Genomic DNA, 20942 nt, shown 5'->3' on the forward strand with positions numbered 1-20942 from the left:
GGGTAAAGGATGATTATGAATAGTAAAAATCAGAAGCGATTTGTTGAATTGAAGGTGGGTAACCGGATTGAACTGCCATCCGGAGGTTATGTAGAAAAAAAGGTATTCATTGACAGGTATGGATGCCACATAAATATACTGACCATATCCAACGGTTTGCTGATGTTCACGGTTATTCTGGAAAGAGGAATGGATATAGGTGAAATATTCCTTGGTGAGGACAAAATTACATGGGACAGAAAGGATGAATATCTTATCCATCCTGATAAAGTAGACCTGTATGAAAAAGGTGGATGGGACAGAGGATTTTATGCGGCTGTTGCAGCTATAGGGCCTGAAATTTTTGGTACTCCCGATGAAGTAAGAACGGTACACGGGACAGGCTCTTATTCAAAAACAGATTTGCAATCCGTAAGTATTTTATGGAATAATGAGCAGATATGTATTGAAGGTACAGTTCCTATAAGGGGCTACAGCACTGAACCCGTTTATCAAAAGGACATCAAAATCTTTACAAGATACAATTCATCATTGATTCTAAGAAAGGACTCCACAAGAAATTTAACGGGAGAACATCAGCCTTTGGACGACGGATATCATATCCAATTGGCCGGAAACTATGTTTCAAAGGGAGGAAGATATGTACTTCCTGTTTCACGGGATAAAATGCTGCTTCGGGATTCGGCACCCGGGGAAAACAATCCTTTTGAGATATATGAATTCAATTCAAGCCTTGACCCAATAAGGTGCTACCAGTATATACCCGAACCAGTAATCGGGCTGGAAGAAGCTATTGAACTTTCTGATTATTTAGATACGGTTCAGATTAAGGGAAAAATAACGGCAGAAATGATAGTAAATTCAGAAAAAACAAAAGGTGCTTATGTTATAAGGTCCCTTGAAAGTTTTCCAAGGTCACTTATTGCCAAGAGAGCCATTGACGAACCTATGTATGCTCTGGAACCATGCAGGACAAGACCGAATTCCATACGCCAGAAGGCTATCGATGGAGAGTTGGCATATCTTGAGTCACACGGTCAAGCTGATTCATGGATTATTATAGGTGCCGCCTTTAGTAATTCAACAATCCAATTAATGGAGGACTTAATCGAGGGAGCTGTAAAATAAGTGGTTAAACAGAGAAAATTGTGATATCTCCCTATAAATTTGAAACGAAGAGGTAAAAAAAACACAAGAAAAGTAAGAACATTCTGATTTTTTGCATGGTAAAAAAATATATAATAGTTATGTAAACAAATAATTAAGCTATCAGATACTTTCCAAAACTTAAAATATTATTCAATAATCTAAAAAGGAGACTGTTATGAGGAAAAAAAGTTTAATTATGGTATCGTTGGCGATAGTACTTTCAATATTGCTGACAAGCATTTCTTATGCAGATGTAACACCAGATTACCAAAATCCCCTTATGCGCGGCGCTGATCCGACAATTGCAAGGGCAGCAGATGGATTTTATTACTCATGTTTTGCTGTTGACAATGATATCTACTTAAAGAAAGCAGATACAATTCTCGGAGTAGGGACTGCAAAAAGCAGACTGGTTTGGGACAAACCCGCTGATTTCGGGTATGTATGGGGACCGTACATCTATAGACTGGATGGGAAATGGTATATCTATTTTACATCAGGCCCGGAGACAAGTTTTGGTTATGGACATCCAAGTTCCTATGTACTGGAAAACACATCTCCTGATCCATTTGAAGGAACCTGGGAGCTCAAGGGTATGTCCTCTAATGCAGACGAAGACGGACAGGTTACTAGCAAGCAGGGACTGCTGAATACTCAAGGCTATGGTTTAGCCTGCGGCGTTGTAACTATGGGTGGAAAGACGTATTTCACTTATACAAAATACTTCTATTACCCTGACCCAAATGATCCTACAAAGGAAAAATTTGATGAGTGTCCGACAATTGTGCAAATGTCGGATCCATGGACTTTAACAGGGACAGAAGGTACTTTAGCTCGTCCGGTATATGCTTGGGAAAAGCACGGTGACAGCATAAATGAAGGTGCAGCGGTAGTTGAAAGAAACGGAAAAGTATACTTTGCATATTCCGTAAGCAGCTTTATGAATGACAACTATGCTGTAGGAGTCTCAACAGCAGATTCATCAAGTGACTTGTTACAAGAAAGAAATTGGACAAAGAACCCTGAGCCGGCAATGTCGAAATCACCTGAAAACAGTACTTTTGGACCTGGCTCACCTTTGTTTGTAAAATCAGAAGACGGAACTGAGGATTGGCTTATTTATCATGGCGGACCGGTTGGTGGACAAACAGGTTCAAACAGATGGGTAAGAGCTCAGCGTATCAATTGGAATGATGATGGTTCCATAAATCTCGGTATCCCATCAAATCCAGGAACTGTGCTTGACAGACCGTCAGGTGAGGAAAAAAGCGAAACTTACGAAGCTGAGGATGCTGCATTCACAGGAGTGACAAGAACAATTATGAGTGACAGTTCAAAGGCTTCGGGCAGTGGAGTTATGAAATATGATAACAGCAGCAATGGGTATGTGGAATTTACAGTAGATGCCAATACACCCGGCAGCTACTCCTTGAATTTTAGATATAATAACAGTACAGGCAGTAACATTCCAATGAGTCTGGATGTAAACCAGAGTGGCAGCAGGGAACTTTCTTTTGAGCCAAATGGAACCAATAGCACAAACTATGATCTCTTAAGAGTACACAATGTTCAGCTTAATTCAGGACGCAATAAAATCCGACTGTCTTCAAGTGCAGCAAACGGATTAGTGCTGGATGCAATGATTATTAAAAGAAGTGTAATGTATGAAGCAGAAGATGCTGCATTATCCGGTGGTGCCACAGTAGGTACCGACCATACTGGCTATAGCGGAACCGGATTTGTGGGAGGTTTGTATACTGAGGGAACTGCGGCTGAATTTACGGTAGATGCTCCTTACAATGGAAACTATTCCGTTAATCTGCGTTACTGCAATGGATTTTCTAATATAGACAAGACATTGAGCATGTATGTAAATGGCGTGAAAGTTAAGCAAATAGATTTATTTAGTTTCGGAGACTGGAACAAATGGTCTGAGCGCTATGACAATGTTGAACTTAAAGCAGGAAGCAATACCATAACATATAAATATGATAACGGCGATGGTGGTAATGTAAATCTTGACTACATATCAGTTACCGAAGCAACTACAAGGCATTATGAGGCAGAAAATGCAACTCTTACCGGAAATGCACAAACAGGTTCTGACCATACCGGCTATACCGGAACAGGCTTTGTAGGCGGACTTTGGAGTGATGGTTCAGTGGACTTTGCTGTAAATGCTGAAACTTCAGCAACCTATGATGTGAAGCTGAAATATGCACTCGGTTTTGCTGATGGCAGAACCATAAGCCTTTATTTAAATGGCTCCAAAGTTAAGCAGATAACCCTGCCAAGCACCGGAGGCTGGGATACCTGGAGTGAACATCTGGAAACGTTAAGCTTAAATAAAGGGAATAACACTATTTCATTTAAACGTGAGTCCGGTGATTCAGGCGATGTAAATATTGATAGTATCCATATTGATAAGCGAACTCCATGGAAGTATCAAGCTGAAAATGCAACCATGGTTGGAGGCGCACATTCTTCTGACGATCACTTGTGGTATGAAGGAACAGGTTTTGCAGGAGGCTTTGAGTCTGCATATGTATCTGATACTCAATATGAAGGAATTCAGTTTAATGTAAGTGTACCAAATACGGCATCCTACACTGCAACTTTAAGATATTCGGGGGCGCAGCCGTCAAATATAACCATGAGTCTGTATGTTAACGGAAGCAAAATAAAGCAAGTTTCATTACCTCCCACAGCAAACTGGGATTCCTGGGCTGAGGCAACAGAGGCAGTAAATCTTAAGGCAGGGAAAAATGTAATAGAATATAGACGTGATGCTGATGATACAGGAAAATTTAATATTGACAGTCTCACAATTGATAAATACAGCGGCGGAAGTACTGATTTAAAAAGCAGAGGAATAGTATCAGGAACAGTATATACAATTAAGGCAAAGCACAGCGGGAAAGCATTGGATGTATCCGGTTATTCATCTGATCCGGGAGCATTGGTTGACCAATGGACTTACGTCGGTGGAAATAATCAGAGATGGGAAATTATAGACCTTGGCAACGGATACTACACAATAAAATCTGCTCACAGCGGACTTGTACTTGATATTGTCCCGGGATCACCTGATCTAGATATTTGTCAAGCTACTCCTAATGCCACAGACAGCCAGCAATGGAGTCTGGAAAAGGTAGGCGGGTACTATAAAATTAGTAATAAAAGCAACGGACAGGTACTTGATGTAAGTGAAGAATCCACAAATAACGGTAAAAAAGTGCATCTGTACTCTTATGTAGGTAAAGACAACCAGCTGTGGAAAATAGATGTTGCTTCCGCAGACGAACTGTTTGTGCCTGTAACACAAATTACTGGTGTACCGACAACAGCGACTGCAGGAACAGATCTGATGCTTCTTGGTGATGTGCTACCCTATAATGCGACAAACCCTAATATCGAATGGAGCATAAAGGATGCAGGCGACACGGGAGCAGTCGTAAATGGGAATATTCTGACTACAGCCGCTGCAGGAACAGTTGTAGTGACAGCAACAGTTATTGATGGTACGGCTGACCGAAATAATTTTACACATGACTATACCATCACTGTAAATCCTGGACAGTTAATAAATGATGCTAAGATCAGTCCGGTGAGTGTGAACTATGATCTCAGTGCTCCGGCTGATGTAAGCACATCCATCACATTGAATGATGCAAGTACGGTAACGGGGTTGGTATACGGAGAGAATCCAGTTGCACCGGACGCCTATGAAGTTAATGGAAGCACATTGACGGTAAGAAGCAGCTATCTGGCTTCACTTGGACTTGTAAACGGCAATGTGGCAGAGTTTGGTATCCACTTTGATAAAGGAAACCCGGCAACGTTTGCTGTTAACGTTATTGACAGCTCAGATCCGACACCAATCAATAGACCAATTACAGTACTAAATGATGTAAATGGTACTGCAAGTGCAAATGTTACATCTGCGGCAGCGGGTGCCGAAATTACACTGACAGCGGTTGCAAATGAAGGTTATCACTTTAAGGAATGGCAGGTAAACTATCCGGTAGACCTAGCTCTTACCGGGGACACCTTTACAATGCCAGACGAGGCTGTATCTGTAAAAGCAATATTTGAGAAGAACGCTGTAGTAAATTATACACTGGTTGTAAATGACAGCTATGCTAACGAATCAGGCGCAGGCAGCTTTACTGAAGGCTCAACTGTTACAATAAATGCCGGCAGCCGTAGCAATTATACCTTCGCAGGCTGGAGCTCCTCCGACGGCGTGAGCTTTGCAAACATAAACAGCCCTACCACTACATTTACAATGCCTTCAAAGAATGTCACGGTGACCGCTGCATGGAAATACAATGACAGCTCCGCAGGTAACGGAGGAAGCAGCACTCCTTCCACACCTGCTACGAAAGACTATACAGCAGATATTAAGGTATCAGATGGATCAGGTAGCAGTACACTACCAATAACTGTTAATACAAAAACCGGTACTGCAGTTTTGGACACAGCTTCAAAGAGCAACCTGATATCTAACGGTGGAACCTCTGTTATCACAGTACCATCCATCCCTGACGTTGATACTTACACTACAGGAATCCCTGTATCCTATCTGTCAACGAAAGATTGGCAAGGTGCTTTGAAAGTTAATACTGAAAATGGCAGCATTACCGTTCCGTCCAACATGCTGACCGGTATTGCAGAGGCAGCTGGAACAAAAGCAGAAATCACAATCGGACAGGGTGATAAAACCACACTGACCGAGGCTGCAAAAACAGCTATAGGTGACAGACCGCTGATCCAGCTTTCCATGTCCATAGACGGGAAGAAATTGGAATGGAATAACCCAAGTGTATCGGTTATGGTAACTTTACCATATACTCCTACAGCTTCAGAACTTGTAAACCCGGAAAGCATTATCGTCTGGTACATCGACGATAATGGTAAAGTAACAGCTGTACCTAACGGACATTATAACAAGGCCAACGGTACAGTGACATTTGCTACAAATCATTTCAGTTACTACGCAGTAGGCTACAATGCAGTTAACTTCAATGATGTAGCAGAAAATGTATGGTATAATAAGGCTGTTGACTTTATAGCAGCAAGAAGTATCGCTGCAGGTACAGGCAACGGCAATTTCAGCCCAAATGCAAACCTGATCCGTGGACAATTTATCGTAATGCTGATGAAGGCTTATGGAATTGCTCCGGATGCAGATCAGTCAGACAACTTCACAGATGCCGGCAATTCATACTATACCGGTTATCTGGCTGCAGCAAAGAGACTGGGAATATCAGAGGGTATTGGAAAGAATATGTTTGCACCTGAAAAAGAGATCACTCGTCAGGAAATGTTCACTATGTTGTACAATGCTTTAAAGACCATCGACAATCTGCCCCAGGGCAATTCCGGCAAAACACTTTCAAGTTTTGCCGATGAAGAAGAGATTGCTCCATGGGCAAAGAATGCCATGACATTGCTGGTGGAAACCGGAATAATCGGAGGAAATGCCGGACTGCTAACTCCAGCAAGGACTACCACAAGGGCGGAAATGGCTCAGGTTCTGTACAACATGCTTTCAAAGTAATTGTAAAGTATACATAAATTAAATCAAAAAATAGTCAGGTAAAACTAATCCTCCAATTGGAGCTTAAATTCAACTGGAGGATTTTTTTTACCTTGATTTGAATTTGTTCGCATTTTATCATATGAAAATAAACAATTATAAAGGGTGGAATACAATGATTAATCCTGCATATGAGATTGAAAGAATACTTCAATTTGGGATAAAACACGGTATGATAGATAAACTTGATATCATAATTGCACGAAATCAGCTTTTGAATTTGCTTAAAATAGAAGAGCCGTACAGTGGTAATGTAGTTGATGAGGAATTAGAGTATCCGACTGAGATATTGAGTTCACTTGTAGAATATGCAGGGGATAAAGGCTTGTTTAATAAAGATATATATGCTTATTCTGAACTGTTTGATACTAAAATAATGGGACTGATAATGCCAAGACAGTCTGAGATTATTAATAAATTTTATGAATTGGTACAAACACAATCCATAAAGGCTGCAACGGATTACTTCTATGGGCTTTGTTTAGCATCAAATTATATAAGGACTTCTCAAATAGCTCAAAATATAAAATGGATAACCGATACGAAATACGGAAGCATGGAAATAACAATAAATCTAACTAAGCCGGAAAAAGACCCAAAAACAATAGCAATGGAGAAACTACAGCCTCAGAGCAATTACCCTAAATGTATGCTTTGTATTGATAATATAGGATATTCAGGCAGAATTAATTTTCCTGCAAGACAGACACATAGAATAATTCCTGTAACATTATGCGGAGAACAATGGTATTTTCAGTATTCTCCATATGTCTATTATAATGAGCATTGCATTATATTGAGTGAAAATCATGTGCCAATGGTTGTCTCCAAAAAGACATTTAGCTGGCTTCTGGATTTTGTAAGGCAATTCCCTCATTACATATGTGGGTCAAATGCTGATCTGCCAATAGTAGGAGGCTCAATACTCAGCCACAATCACTTTCAGGGTGGAAACTATATATTTCCAATGCAGAAAGCATCTATTATTCATAAATACACATGCAATGAATTCGAAAAAATTAATATAGCTGTAGTCAAGTGGCCTCTGTCAGTTATTCGTGCCACCAGTGAAGATATTTCACAGTTAACCGATTTCTCTGATTATGTTTTAAACAGGTGGAGGGATTATAGCGATGAAAGTGTTGAAATTCTTGCACATTCTTATTCAGGGAATGATAAAATCCCTCACAATACCATAACTCCTATTTGCAGAATAAATGAAGAGGGAAAATATGAGATGGATTTAGTCCTTAGAAATAACAGGACAACTGATGAATATCCAGATGGAATATTTCATCCTCATAAAGAAATTCATCACATAAAAAAAGAGAATATTGGTTTGATTGAGGTTATGGGGTTGGCTATATTGCCTGGGAGACTTAAAGCGGAGATTGAACAGATAAAACAAATACTTTGTGGCAAATCATATAATGTAGATAGTTTTGATAAGGAGCATGTACTGTATAAGCATAAAGCCTGGATAGAAGAACTTGTTTCAAAATATGGGAATACATTAACCGATAAATGTGCTGATGAACACATCAGGTTCGAAATTGGAAGGAAGTTTGAAACTTGTCTGGAGCATACAGGTGTGTTTAAGCAAACAGATGAAGGGTTAAAGGCATTTTATAAATTTATGAAATCAATTGGCTGTACAAATATAAATTGAAGGAGTTTTATAATGCAGAAAAATTATGACGATCTAAAGAAAAAGTTTTGTCAGATATACGGGGGGAGTGAAAAGGATTTAAGGATATTTTCAGGGCCCGGAAGAGTTAATCTCATCGGAGAACACATTGACTATTGCGGTGGATTTGTTTTCCCGGCAGCTTTGAGCCTTGATTCTACCGTAGTTGCAAGAGTAAATAATAATAATATGCTGAGACTTGCAGCAACAGATCTACCGGACAGGGTAGAGGTGAAACTGGATGAGCTGGAAAGTGCAAAGAGTCTGAAATGGGGAAATTATCAGGCAGGAGTAGCATATGTGCTTCAAAATTCAGGCTACAAGTTGGTTGGGGTAGATATGCTTTTTCACGACACTGTTCCGCTTGGTTCAGGACTTTCATCTTCCGCTGCGATAGAGTTGGCTACGGCTGTTACATTAGTTACCTTGTCCAATGAAGCATTTGGAGTAACAAAACCAATAGATATGGTAGAAATGGCTGTATTGGGACAAAAAGTTGAAAATGAATTCTGCGGGGTAAGCTGTGGAATAATGGATCAGTTTGCATCTGCAATGGGAAAAAAGGAACATGCTATTTTGTTGGATTGCGGAACATTGAAATATCAATATTTACCGTTAAGGCTGGAGGGTTACAAAATAGTTCTTGGGAATACAAAGAAAAAACGAGCACTTGGTGAATCAAAATACAATGAAAGAGTCAGAGAATGTGCAGAAGGCTTAAAAATACTACAACAGTATTTGCCAAACAAAAAGAATCTATGTAACATTACTATTTCTGAATTTGAGCAATACAAGTCAATGATTGAGAATGAAGTAATCAGAAAAAGAGTTACTCATGTTATATGGGAAAATGACAGAGTTATAAGGGCTGCAGAGGCATTAAAGAAAAATGACTTAACAGAGCTGGGAAGACTTTTGGTAGAGGCAAATGCTTCAATCAGGGATTTATATGAAGTTACGGGAAAAGAACTGGACACAATGACTGCTGAAGCTATGAAGGTTGAAGGAGTTATAGGTGCAAGAATGACCGGGGCCGGTTTTGGGGGATGTACTATAAATATAGTTCCGGAGGATAAGGCTGATTTATTTATTCAGCAAGTAGGCGATAATTATAAAGAGCAAACCGGGATAACTCCAGAGTTTTATGTAAGTGAAATCAGTGACGGAGCAAGAGAAATCAAAATTTAATATGTATTTTACCATTTTATAAAAATAGAGACTTGGAGGTACAAGGATGGCAGTTTTAGTGACAGGTGGAGCAGGTTATATAGGAAGCCATACAGTTGCAGAGCTTTTGGATGCAAAAGAGGAGGTCATTGTTCTTGACAATTTAGAAAAAGGGCATAGGGAGGCTGTATTAGGCGGTAAATTTATTCAGGCTGACTTAAGAAATATTGATGATATAAGAAAAGTATTAAATGAAAATGATATAGAAGCTGTAATACACTTTGCAGCATATATTGAGGTAGGAGAAAGTGTCATAAATCCTCTAAAGTATTACAATAATAATGTTATTGCATCATTAAACCTTTTAACCGCAATACAGGAAGCCGGAGTAAACAAGATAGTTTTTTCATCAACAGCAGCTACTTACGGCATACCTGAGGGAATCCCAATAAAAGAGAGCGACAAGACAGCTCCAATCAATCCATACGGAGAAACAAAGTTAACTGTTGAAAAGATATTAAAATGGGCAGATGGTGCTTATGGAATAAAGTATGCAGTGCTCAGATATTTCAATGCCTGCGGTGCACATGTCAGTGGGAAAATCGGAGAGGCTCATTCACCTGAATCACACCTTATACCTATAATACTGCAGGTTGCACAGGGTAAGAGAGATGAAATAAAGCTATTCGGAAATGATTACAATACAAAAGACGGAACCTGCGTAAGAGACTATATTCATGTTTCAGACCTTGCTCAGGCACATGTGCTTGCACTAAAAAATCTGAGAAAAGGTGCAGAAAGTAACACCTTCAATCTTGGAAACGGAACTGGCTTCTCAAACAGAGAGGTAGTAGAGGTAGCCAGAGCAGTAACAGAAAAGACTATAAAAGCTACCGATGCACCAAGAAGACCGGGAGACCCTGACATACTGGTTGCTTCAGCAGAAAAAGCAATAAATGTCTTAGGTTGGAAACCAAAATATAATGATTTGAATAAAATCGTTGAAACAGCATGGAATTGGCATTCTACACATCCAAACGGGTATAACGGATAAAATTATATGGAGAGCTAAAGCACTTATCTTATATAGATTAGTGCTTTTTTTATTGTATAGATTACAATATTGACAAACATAATAACGTAATTTACAATTAGTTAGAAACCTAACAATTATATACTAGAGGGAGGATTGATATGAACAATGATGTGCATATCGGTAAATTAGTCAGTATTTTTTATAAAAGAATTCATAGGAGAATAGGACAGGAAGTCAGACAGTATGGATTAACAAGTATTCAAAGTAGAATTCTTGGTTTTGTTTATAATGAGTCTGCTGTAAGGGATATATTTCAAAAGGATATAGAAGAGGAGTTCGATATAAGACGTTCCTCTGTAACCAGTGTGCTTCAATTGATGGAGAAAAAAGGATACATTAAGAGAATAAGTGTTTCTGAGGATGCAAGGCTTAAAAAGATAATACTTACTGAAAATGGAATAGAAATTCAAAATAAAATATATGACTCCATACTCCAATTTGAAAAGTCATTAGAAGTAGAATTGAATAGTGAAGAAAAGGAAATATTGGTCAGTTTAATCAATAGATTATCTGATAAAATAGCGGATTAATGCCAGTTAATAAAAAAGGGATGAGAAACATGATTAAAAAACTATTAAGTTATGTAAAGGAATTTAAAAGAGATTCTATCGTCACACCAGTATATATAGCACTGGAAGTGGCTATGGAAATAGCTATTCCATTATTAATGGGATGGATTATTGATAATGGGGTAGAAAAAGGAAATATGAAATATGTACTTACTATTGGGGCAGTAATGGTAGTAGTATCTATTTTTTCTTTAACCTTTGGTGTTTTAGCAGGTAAATATGCTGCAAGGGCATCCTCAGGTTTTGCAAGAAACCTGAGAAAGGGAATGTATGATAAAATACAAAGCTATTCTTTTTCAAGTATAGATAAATTTTCAACAGCCGGGTTGGTAACCAGATTGACTACAGATGTCACAAATGTACAAAATGCTTATCAAATGGCGTTAAGAATGTTTGCAAGGCCTCCGCTAATGCTGATTTCAGCTCTGGTAATGAGCTTTTACCTAAATGCAAGACTTGCTTTAATATTTGTTGGAGCCATAATTTTTCTCGGATTGGCATTATATTTTGTTATGACCAGTGCACATCCTCATTTTAAAAATGTGTTTAGAAAGTATGATGATTTAAATGCCAGCGTACAGGAAAACCTCACCGGAATTCGTGCCGTAAAGGCATATGTAAGAGAAGGGTATGAAACAAATAAATTTTATAAAGCCTCAAAAAGCATATACGATAACTTTATAAAAGCTGAGAAGATTATTATATTTAATTCTCCTATAATGCAGTTTACAATGAATGCAAGCATATTACTTTTGTCATGGCTTGGAGCAAAGTTGATTGTGGCAGGTTCTATGTCTACAGGAGAGCTTATGAGCTTCTTCACATATACGACCAACATTTTGATGAGTCTTATGATGTTATCTATGGTGCTTCTAATGACAATTATAGCAAAGTCTTCTGCGGATAGAATTGTTGAAGTACTTGATGAAAAGAGCGATTTATCCAACTGTGATAAACCAATCTATGAAGTAAGGGACGGTTCTATAAGTTTTAGTGATGTTGATTTCAGTTACAGTAAGAAGATGGACAACCTAATACTTGAAAACATCAATATAGAAATAAAGTCAGGAGAAACTGTTGGGATAATAGGAGGGACAGGTAGCGGTAAATCAACTCTTGTTCAGCTTATTCCAAGATTATATGACGTAACACAAGGCTCAATAAAAGTCGGTGGTATTGATGTAAGAGAGTATGATATAGAAACTCTTAGAAATGAAGTCTCTATGGTGCTTCAGAAAAACGTGTTATTTTCCGGGACAATAAAAGAAAATTTAAGATGGGGAAATAAACAAGCTACTGATGAAGAATTAATTGCTGCCTGCAAGCAGGCTCATGCAGATGAATTTATACAAAACTTCCCTGAGAAATATGATACATATATTGAACAGGGTGGAACAAATGTATCCGGGGGACAAAAACAAAGACTCTGTATTGCAAGAGCTTTGCTGAAAAAGCCTAAAATCTTGATTTTAGATGATTCCACAAGTGCTGTGGACACTAAAACCGATGCACTTATAAGAAAAGCATTTAAAGAAAGTATTCCTGATACGACGAAACTTATAATTGCACAGCGTATATCTTCAGTTCAGGAGGCAGATAAAATCATTGTGCTCAATGACGGTAAGATAGATGGCATTGGAACACATGAGGAACTGTTAAAATCAAATGCCATATATACTGAAGTTTATGAATCTCAAGTGAAGGGGGCTGATATTGATGGCGAAAGGTAATCCAAAAGGAAGAGGTATTGAAAATCCAATTAAAGTTTTAAAAAGATTACTATCTTATGTATTAAAGGAATATAAATTTTTATTTGTCATTGTTGTAATATGTATATTTATCAGCTCACTTTCTAATGTTGCGGGTACATTATTTTTGAGAAATCTTATTGATGATTATATAACCCCGCTGTTAAATAAAGCCGGGGCTGCTGATTTCGGGCCGCTGTTAAAAGCTATATTAACCATCGCTTCAATTTATCTTGTAGGGGTTTTAACTAATTACGTATTTAATCGAATTATGATTGTAATATCTCAAGGCTCTTTAAAAAAGATAAGAGATGATATGTTTGCCCATATGGAAACCTTGCCTATAAGTCACTTTGATACTCATTCTCATGGAGAGCTTATGAGTTTATATACAAACGATACTGATTCATTAAGGCAGATGATAAGCCAAAGTATACCACAGCTGTTGGCTTCAGTTATCACAATTGTAAGTGTATTCTTCTCAATGATTTTTTTAAGCATACCCCTTACGATTGTACAAATTATAGCCATAGCTATTATGTTTTACGTAATTAAGGTAATCGGTGGGAAGAGCGGTATGTATTTCGGACTTCAGCAAAGGGACATTGGTAAACTTAATGGCTATGTTGAAGAAATGATGGAAGGTCAAAAGGTTGTAAAGGTATTTTGCCATGAAGAAGAAGCAAAACTTAATTTTGATAAATTGAATGACAGCCTTTGTGATAGTGCAAATAATGCTAATAAATTTGCCAATATTTTAATGCCTATACTTGGAAATATCGGAAACATAACATATGTACTGATTTCTATTGTAGGTGCAATACTGGCAATTTCCGGCTTCGGTGGTTTTACAGTCGGAGCATTGGCATCTTTTCTTCAATTAACCAGAAGCTTTAGTCAGACTACAGGACAGGCTTCTCAGCAGTTTAATTTTATTGTAATGGCATTAGCCGGGGCTGACCGAATCTTTAAGCTTCTTGATGAAAAGCCGGAGGTAGACCAGGGGTATGTGACTTTGGTTAATGTAAATGAAAATGAGCAGGGAGAACTGTCAGAATCAGTAGAACGTACCGGAATATGGGCTTGGAGGCATCCGCATAGTGATGGTACTGTTACCTATACAAAGCTTTTGGGTGAAGTAGTCTTTGATGACGTGGATTTTGGTTATAGAGAAGATAAAATTATACTGCACAACATAAGTCTATATGCAAAGCCAGGACAAAAGGTAGCTTTTGTAGGTGCCACCGGAGCCGGAAAAACAACTATTACAAATTTAATCAACAGATTCTACGACATTCAAGACGGAAAAATAAGATACGACGGTATTAATATCAACAAAATTAAAAAGAACGATTTGAGAAGTTCATTGGGAATAGTTCTACAGGATGCTCACCTATTTACCGGAACAGTTTCAGACAACATAAGATATGGAAAATTAAATGCAACGGACGAAGAGGTTATTGCTGCAGCAAAGCTTGCAAATGCTCATCAGTTTATAAAGCATTTACCTAATGGCTATGAAACAATCATTACTGGAGACGGAGGCAACCTTTCTCAAGGCCAAAGACAACTTCTGACTATTGCAAGAGCGGCTATTGCAGACCCGCCTGTTTTAATTCTGGATGAAGCAACTTCCAGTATTGATACAAGGACGGAGGCCATTGTTCAAGAGGGAATGGACAGGCTCATGAGAGGAAGAACAGTATTTGTAATTGCGCATAGGCTTTCAACTGTTAAAAACTCTGATGTAATTATGGTATTGGAACAAGGTCAGATTATTGAAAGGGGAAGTCACAACGATTTAATTAAGGAAAAAGGAAAGTACTATCAATTGTATACAGGAGCCTTTGAGCTGTCATAAATTAAAATAAAAAACACAAATTTGTCAAGGTCGGGTTTTTCCGTTAATATATAACCTTGATGGATTTGTGTTTTTTGATATATAGTGTTATTCTCCAATATACTCAAACCTTCTGAAAGTCAAACCATCCCTTTCAATTATTTCATTCCACATTTCAGCAGGTCTGACCCATATTCCGAAATCTCCGTAAAGTGCCTGGTAAACAACCATTTCCTCCAACGTTTCACTATGTCTGGCTATATATAGCACTCTGTATTCATTCCCTTTGAAGTGTTTGTATTTTCCAATTTTTATTCTATTCATGACTGTCCTCCAGTAACTTTATAAAAGCCTTTTCTATATGCTAATGATTATTCACATGTTATGAATAGGAAATAAAAGCAGCATTAGGTGACCTAATGCTGCTTTTAATGGTTTTGATAAAACAAATTATAATTATAACTTTTCCAATGATCCCAAATCGGAGATTTCCTCATGGTTTTCATCAAAGAATTTAAATTCAGCTACTTCTGAGGTACTAATATCATTGGGAACTTTTTTATACAAAATGAAATATGGACTTTTAATATCAAAGGTATAACTATTATCATCTAGCTTGACTTTGACATATGTAGCTTTTTTATTATACTCTTTCCCTATAGCAATTAGATATTTACCGCTTTTTGTACTAAAAACAGGCAGATATATCAGCCCGGTACCATATCTCACTGATTTTATTTTGAATTTTTCTTTAAAAGGGCTTTCTGCTAATGTGCAATATCCGAAGCTATTTCCTTCGGAGGAAGAGGCAGCAAAAGAAATGATTTTAATATCCGCAATCCGAATTTCATTCTTTATAGTTATTTTTGTTTCAGGGGTTGTACCTCTGTTAATAAATGCTTCTATTTTATACTTAATAACCTTATCGTTATATTCTATAGTAAAAGTTGAATTATAAATAAATAAGGCAGCTAGTAGGATTAATACAGCAACAGGAATTATAATTAAAGTTATTTTTTTCTTACTCATGGGTTCATTCTCCAATAAAAATAAAATACGCATTAAGGGACAGATGCGTAAAAACAGGCAACTGTCCCTAATTCTGCTTTCTCAGGTACTATCCTATCCGATAGCCTCAGGGCCTTCTTCTCCTGTCCTGATACGATAACACTCTTCAATTGGAAGTACAAAAATTTTACCGTCTCCGATGTTTCCGCTTCTTGCAGTTTCCATTATGGCATCCACGGTTGGTTTTACATAGTCATCATTCACACATATTTCAAATCTGATTTTGTTCAAAAGATTTACTTCCGTAACATTACCACGGTAGCTCTCGGTGTATCCCATCTGCTGCCCGCAGCCTTTTACGTGGCTTACTGTCATTTTTGCAACCTTTGCATTAAAAAGTGCCTGCTTTACATCTTCAAAGGCTTCCGGCCTTACAATTGCAACTATCATCTTCATAAGAAAACCCTCCCTTTAAAATATTATCGGTATATATTAATACTAATATTACTGTATGTACCCAATAAATAAAAATATTAACTTTTAAAGGAAAATTTAAATTAATTAGGAATATATGATTTTAAGAGGATATTTGACGAATTTTTGCGAAATCCGTATTAAATATGATATAATTTTTCTATTATATTAGTTTTTGAGCCGTTTTGGCTCAGGGGAGGTAAAATGTCTAAGAAACTACTTATGGGTAACGAGGCCATAGCCCTTGGTGCTATAAGAGCAGGGGTAAATATCGTAACAGGGTACCCCGGAACCCCTTCTACAGAGGTACTTGAAACAGTAGCCCGTAATAATCCCGGTGATATATATGTTGAATGGTCTGTAAATGAAAAATCTGCCATGGAAGTAGCTGCAGGTGCAGCATATTCCGGTGCCAGAACCATGGTAACTATGAAGCAGGTAGGATTGAATGTTGCATCTGACCCTCTTATGAGTCTGGCGTATATTGGAGTAAAAGGCGGTATGGTAGTACTGGTTGCTGATGACCCGGGGCCTTTTTCATCCCAGACTGAGCAGGATACAAGACATTTTGCAAGATACTCCAATCTTCCTGTACTTGACCCATCATCACCTGAAGAAGCATATGAAATGATACAATATGCTTTTGAATTGTCAGAAATGGTGGAACTGCCCGTATTTTTGAGACCTACTACAAGGATATGTCATTCCTGTGCAACTATAGATGTAGATGAAAATAGACTCGACCATAAGATTGAGGGCTTCGTGAAAGACCCCAGATGGGTTATATTTCCGAGCCTTGCTTACAAAAAGCATATTCATATTGAATTACTTCAACATAAGCTCAGTGATATTTTTTCAGGCATCAGTTTCAACAAGGTTGAAGGAAGAGATGTAAAACTTGGTGTTGCTGCGTCAGGAGTTGCGTATTCATATGTGGTGGAGGCTCTGGAAAAATTAAATGCCAATGTAAAGCTGTTTAAAGTGGGAACTCCTTACCCATTGCCTCAGGAGGCGGCATCATGCTTCCTTGAAGGGCTGGACGAAGTTCTTGTATTCGAAGAGCTTGACCCTGTTGTTGAGGAGGAAATAACCATGCTTTGTGCCTCAAAACAGCAGAAAACAAGAATACTTGGTAAAAAAACCGGGCATCTGCCATTTGCAGGAGAGTACACCTTTGAATTGGTCTACGAGGCACTTGCAAAATATCTCAATATTCAAACAGAAAAAATTGAAAATACGGCAGCCCCTGAACTTCCTGTACGACAGCCCGTACTTTGTGCAGGATGTCCTCACAGAGCTTCCTTCTATGCTGTCAAAATGGCAATGAAAGGCCAAAAGGCAGTATTCACCGGAGACATAGGCTGTTATACTCTTGGAAATGCAAAACCTTTGGATATGGTAGATACCTGCCTTTGCATGGGTGCCGGAATTACGGTAGCGCAAGGAATTAAAAGAGCCCAGCCGGAAGCAAAGCATATAGCTTTTATCGGAGACTCCACATTCTTCCATACAGGAATACCTGGCATTGTAAATGCCGTATATAACAATACCGATATTACAGTGGTCATATTGGATAACAGTACTACCGCTATGACAGGTCATCAGCCACACCCCGGAACAGGCAAAACAATGATGAACAACATATCTGAAAAAATAGATATTTACGGAATGGTAAAGGCCTGCGGTGTCGGACACATTGTTAAAGGAAATCCACTTGATTTTAGCAGTGCTGTAGAAATAATTAAGAAAGCGGTAGAATACAAAGGCCCTTCAGTAGTAATCTTTGAAGCTCCTTGTATCGCTCTTTTCAAGCCACCAGTAAAATACACCATTAAAGAGAACTGTAAAAATTGCAAAAAATGTATTACTGACATTGGTTGTCCTGCCATATCATTTATTGACGGCAAAGTCAGTATAGAACCGTCACTTTGCTACGGCTGCGGGCTATGTACAAATGTATGTCCGTTTAATGCCATAGGAGGTGAAGAAAATGAGTAAATTTGATATACTGATATCCGGTGTCGGAGGACAGGGAACAGTGCTCGCTTCAAGGCTTATAGCTGCGGCAGCTATCAACCAGGGCTGTTTTGCAAGAACTGCTGAAACTATAGGTATGTCCCAAAGAGGTGGCTGCGTTGTCAGTCATGTACGTATAGACAGCGAAAAATCCGGCTCTGTAATCCCATTGGGGGGGGCCGATATGATTATAGCATTTGAGCTTGCAGAAGCCGCCCGCAGTATTCCGAGACTTTCAAAAAAAGGCTGTTGTATTGTGAATACACAGGTAATAAAGCCAGTATCAGCGTCTCTTGGAAACTCTCACTATGATAATGAAGAAATAATCAAATATATAAAAGATAATTCACAGAAAGTCTATTTTATAGATGGGTATTCTATAGCAGAAAAGGCAGGCAATGTAAAGGCTGTAAATGTAGTTTTATTGGGAGCTGCCACAGCTGTCGGGAAAATGCCCTTTACAAGAGAAATAATCCTTGATGCTATCATTGAGAATGTTCCCCAAAAATTCAGAGAGCTGAACCAGAAGGCATTTGAAATGGGATATGAAGCAACTGTTGAGTTAATAAAAAAAGCCTAAAAACACATAACATAAATGACACAATTAATCGTACAATTACAGGGGGATAAAACTATGAGCACAAATAAACTTGGCAAGCAGAAGCACATAGCATTAATAGCACATGATAACAGAAAACAAGACTTGATTAGCTGGGCAAAAAGCAAATCAGACATACTTTGCAGACATTTTTTATGCGGCACGGGAACAACAGCAAAAATGATTACTGAAAACACAGGATTGCCTGTTAAGAAGTTTAAAAGCGGACCTCTTGGAGGAGACCAGCAGATAGGTGCATGCATTGCCAATGGTGAAGTAGACTTTATGATATTCTTCTGGGATCCACTTACTTCACAGCCACATGATCCTGATGTAAAGGCGCTTCTCAGAATAGCCGTTTTGTATGATATTCCGGTTGCAATGAATCAGTCAACTGCTGATTTTCTCCTGACGTCAAACCTGATGGAAGACGACTATGAAAGGAATGTAGTGGATTACTACAGCCGCTTAAGGAAGGAGCATTTCGGAGGTCTCTGATTTTATCAAAATTTATAGACAATAAATGCAAAAATTTGTATAATAAAGAAAAATAATAAGAGAAGAGATGAGTTAAGATGAGAATAGACCAGTTTGAGCTTTTAAAGAAACTACTGGTAAACATTAGCCGAAACAGTCCATTTTACAAGGATAAATTTCAAAAAAGCGGTGTAAACATTGATGATATAAAATCCCTTGAACAAATAAAAAATCTTCCTTTCACTGTAAAGGAAGAACTTAGAGATGCTTATCCCCTTGGCTTACAGTCTGTACCCGATGAACAGATTATCAGAATACACTCGTCATCCGGAACCACAGGTAAGCCAATAATTATACCTTACACTGCTCAGGATGTCTCTGATTGGGCAGAAATGATGTCAAGAAGCTTCAGTATAGCAGGAGTTACACCCGTTGACAGGGTTCAGATTACCCCGGGCTATGGATTGTGGACAGCCGGCATAGGCTTTCAGGCAGGTGTTGAAAGACTTGGCGCAATGGCTGTTCCCATGGGTCCCGGCAATACTGACAAACAGCTCCAGATGATGGTGGATTTAAAATCTACAGTTATTATAGGAACATCATCGTATGCACTTGTACTGGCGGAAGAGGTTGAAAAAAGGGGAATCGGCTCTGATATTCATTTAAGGAAAGGTATTATTGGTTCAGAACGCTGGGGAGAAAAAATGAGACAGCGTATCAAAAATGAACTTAACATTGATATCTATGATATTTACGGCCTTACTGAGATTTATGGGCCGGGTATAGCCATTGACTGTCCTTGCCACGACGGAATGCATTATTACGATGATTACCTTTACTTTGAAATAATTGACCCTTTAACTGAGGAGGTTCTCCCAGTGGGAGAGGTTGGTGAGTTGGTAATAACCACCCTTCGAAAAGAGGGAGCACCGCTGTTGAGATACAGAACAAGAGACTTGACCAGAATTATTCCGGGTAAATGTAAGTGTGGTCTGGAATATCCACGTATTGACAGGATTATTGGTCGAACTGACGACATGGTTAAGGTAAAAGGAGTGAACATCTATCCCGGTCAGATTGACGAGATACTAAAGGATGTTGACGGAGCAAGCAGTGAGTACCAGATTATTATTGACCATTTGAACGGAAAGGATGTTATGACTCTCAAGGTTGAATATAATTCCGACGGTGATACCGAGCGTGAGGAGATCGAATCCAACATCGTTGACTTATTTAAAAAAAGAATCGGAATACATATTATAGCCGAGGCAAGTCGAATTGGCAGCCTTCCCAGAAGCGAAAAAAAGAGTAAGAGAATTATTGACTACAGACATAGTTAAATAATTTATAAAAAACAAACGAGGCAGTTTGCTTTAATAAGCAGACTGTCTTTTTTTATTTATTTCTAGTAATTTGAACCATTTACAGTTTGTTCACAATTCAAACACAGGGAAAACATAAAAATTTAATAGTATTTTAATAAAAGAATTATGTATTTTACTTATTTTGAA

General features: G+C 38.3%; 15 protein-coding genes. 12 read left to right on the forward strand and 3 right to left on the reverse strand.

Annotation, left to right across the window (positions count from 1 at the left end; all coding sequences use genetic code 11):
- The first annotated feature begins 15 nt into the window (after nt 1-15).
- The 8 genes from CLO1100_RS05270 to CLO1100_RS05305 all read left to right on the forward strand — a co-directional run bounded on the left by CLO1100_RS05270 (nt 16) and on the right by CLO1100_RS05305 (nt 14879).
- A complete protein-coding gene (locus CLO1100_RS05270; protein WP_041700376.1) occupies nt 16-1128 on the forward strand; it encodes a DUF4432 family protein in 1113 nt (370 codons plus the stop codon).
- Between the two features lie 196 nt (nt 1129-1324).
- Nucleotides 1325-6712 (forward strand): CBM35 domain-containing protein, encoded by a 5388-nt coding sequence (locus CLO1100_RS05275; protein ID WP_014312714.1) that lies wholly within the window; start codon nt 1325-1327, stop codon nt 6710-6712.
- A gap of 154 nt (nt 6713-6866) precedes the next feature.
- Nucleotides 6867-8420, forward strand: coding sequence for a UDP-glucose--hexose-1-phosphate uridylyltransferase (locus tag CLO1100_RS05280; protein ID WP_014312715.1), 1554 nt, complete (start codon nt 6867-6869; stop codon nt 8418-8420).
- 12 nt (nt 8421-8432) lie between these two features.
- Nucleotides 8433-9626, forward strand: coding sequence for a galactokinase (locus tag CLO1100_RS05285; protein WP_014312716.1), 1194 nt, complete (start codon nt 8433-8435; stop codon nt 9624-9626).
- Between the two features lie 46 nt (nt 9627-9672).
- Entirely contained in the window at nt 9673-10659 is a 987-nt protein-coding gene (gene galE / locus CLO1100_RS05290; RefSeq protein WP_014312717.1) for a UDP-glucose 4-epimerase GalE, read from the forward strand.
- 140 nt (nt 10660-10799) lie between these two features.
- Nucleotides 10800-11231 (forward strand): MarR family transcriptional regulator, encoded by a 432-nt coding sequence (locus CLO1100_RS05295; RefSeq protein ID WP_014312718.1) that lies wholly within the window; start codon nt 10800-10802, stop codon nt 11229-11231.
- Between the two features lie 29 nt (nt 11232-11260).
- On the forward strand, nt 11261-13000 hold the full coding sequence (locus tag CLO1100_RS05300; protein WP_041700170.1) for an ABC transporter ATP-binding protein: 1740 nt from the start codon (nt 11261-11263) through the stop codon (nt 12998-13000).
- Nucleotides 12987-14879, forward strand: coding sequence for an ABC transporter ATP-binding protein (locus CLO1100_RS05305; protein ID WP_014312720.1), 1893 nt, complete (start codon nt 12987-12989; stop codon nt 14877-14879). Before CLO1100_RS05300 ends, CLO1100_RS05305 begins: the two co-directional genes overlap by 14 nt.
- 87 nt (nt 14880-14966) lie before the next feature.
- Here the strand turns inward: CLO1100_RS05305 and CLO1100_RS05310 are convergent, their stop codons facing one another.
- The 3 genes from CLO1100_RS05310 to CLO1100_RS05320 all read right to left on the reverse strand — a co-directional run bounded on the left by CLO1100_RS05310 (nt 14967) and on the right by CLO1100_RS05320 (nt 16322).
- On the reverse strand, nt 14967-15182 hold the full coding sequence (locus CLO1100_RS05310; protein ID WP_014312721.1) for a DUF1653 domain-containing protein: 216 nt from the start codon (nt 15180-15182) through the stop codon (nt 14967-14969).
- 132 nt (nt 15183-15314) lie between these two features.
- Complete coding sequence (locus CLO1100_RS05315; RefSeq protein WP_014312722.1) at nt 15315-15887, reverse strand: hypothetical protein; 573 nt, start codon at nt 15885-15887, stop codon at nt 15315-15317.
- A gap of 93 nt (nt 15888-15980) precedes the next feature.
- A complete protein-coding gene (locus CLO1100_RS05320) occupies nt 15981-16322 on the reverse strand; it encodes a P-II family nitrogen regulator (protein ID WP_014312723.1) in 342 nt (113 codons plus the stop codon).
- A gap of 222 nt (nt 16323-16544) precedes the next feature.
- On the opposite strand from CLO1100_RS05320, the gene iorA reads away from it, so the two are divergent.
- From iorA to CLO1100_RS05340, 4 genes are all read left to right on the forward strand, one after another.
- Nucleotides 16545-18338: an indolepyruvate ferredoxin oxidoreductase subunit alpha gene (gene iorA, locus CLO1100_RS05325; protein ID WP_014312724.1), complete on the forward strand. Its 1794-nt coding sequence runs from the start codon at nt 16545-16547 to the stop codon at nt 18336-18338.
- Nucleotides 18331-18936, forward strand: a complete 606-nt coding sequence (locus tag CLO1100_RS05330) for an indolepyruvate oxidoreductase subunit beta (protein WP_014312725.1) — start codon at nt 18331-18333, stop codon at nt 18934-18936. Before iorA ends, CLO1100_RS05330 begins: the two co-directional genes overlap by 8 nt.
- A 54-nt stretch (nt 18937-18990) precedes the next feature.
- Complete coding sequence (locus CLO1100_RS05335) at nt 18991-19452, forward strand: methylglyoxal synthase (RefSeq protein ID WP_014312726.1); 462 nt, start codon at nt 18991-18993, stop codon at nt 19450-19452.
- A 77-nt stretch (nt 19453-19529) separates the two neighbouring features.
- Complete coding sequence (locus CLO1100_RS05340) at nt 19530-20771, forward strand: phenylacetate--CoA ligase (RefSeq protein WP_014312727.1); 1242 nt, start codon at nt 19530-19532, stop codon at nt 20769-20771.
- Nucleotides 20772-20942: the final 171 nt, after the last annotated feature.

Source organism: Clostridium sp. BNL1100 (assembly GCF_000244875.1).
GTDB lineage: Bacteria > Bacillota > Clostridia > Acetivibrionales > DSM-1351 > Ruminiclostridium.

Excerpts from the sequence above, each read along its gene's own strand:
- CLO1100_RS05270 (WP_041700376.1), top strand. The coding sequence starts at position 16 with ATGAATAGTAAAAATCAGAAGCGATTTGTTGAATTGAAGGTGGGTAAC.
- CLO1100_RS05275 (WP_014312714.1), top strand. The coding sequence starts at position 1,325 with ATGAGGAAAAAAAGTTTAATTATGGTATCGTTGGCGATAGTACTTTCA.
- CLO1100_RS05280 (WP_014312715.1), top strand. The coding sequence starts at position 6,867 with ATGATTAATCCTGCATATGAGATTGAAAGAATACTTCAATTTGGGATA.
- CLO1100_RS05285 (WP_014312716.1), top strand. The coding sequence starts at position 8,433 with ATGCAGAAAAATTATGACGATCTAAAGAAAAAGTTTTGTCAGATATAC.
- galE (WP_014312717.1), top strand. The coding sequence starts at position 9,673 with ATGGCAGTTTTAGTGACAGGTGGAGCAGGTTATATAGGAAGCCATACA.
- CLO1100_RS05295 (WP_014312718.1), top strand. The coding sequence starts at position 10,800 with ATGAACAATGATGTGCATATCGGTAAATTAGTCAGTATTTTTTATAAA.
- CLO1100_RS05300 (WP_041700170.1), top strand. The coding sequence starts at position 11,261 with ATGATTAAAAAACTATTAAGTTATGTAAAGGAATTTAAAAGAGATTCT.
- CLO1100_RS05305 (WP_014312720.1), top strand. The coding sequence starts at position 12,987 with ATGGCGAAAGGTAATCCAAAAGGAAGAGGTATTGAAAATCCAATTAAA.
- CLO1100_RS05310 (WP_014312721.1), bottom strand. The coding sequence starts at position 15,182 with ATGAATAGAATAAAAATTGGAAAATACAAACACTTCAAAGGGAATGAA.
- CLO1100_RS05315 (WP_014312722.1), bottom strand. The coding sequence starts at position 15,887 with ATGAGTAAGAAAAAAATAACTTTAATTATAATTCCTGTTGCTGTATTA.
- CLO1100_RS05320 (WP_014312723.1), bottom strand. The coding sequence starts at position 16,322 with ATGAAGATGATAGTTGCAATTGTAAGGCCGGAAGCCTTTGAAGATGTA.
- iorA (WP_014312724.1), top strand. The coding sequence starts at position 16,545 with ATGTCTAAGAAACTACTTATGGGTAACGAGGCCATAGCCCTTGGTGCT.
- CLO1100_RS05330 (WP_014312725.1), top strand. The coding sequence starts at position 18,331 with ATGAGTAAATTTGATATACTGATATCCGGTGTCGGAGGACAGGGAACA.
- CLO1100_RS05335 (WP_014312726.1), top strand. The coding sequence starts at position 18,991 with ATGAGCACAAATAAACTTGGCAAGCAGAAGCACATAGCATTAATAGCA.
- CLO1100_RS05340 (WP_014312727.1), top strand. The coding sequence starts at position 19,530 with ATGAGAATAGACCAGTTTGAGCTTTTAAAGAAACTACTGGTAAACATT.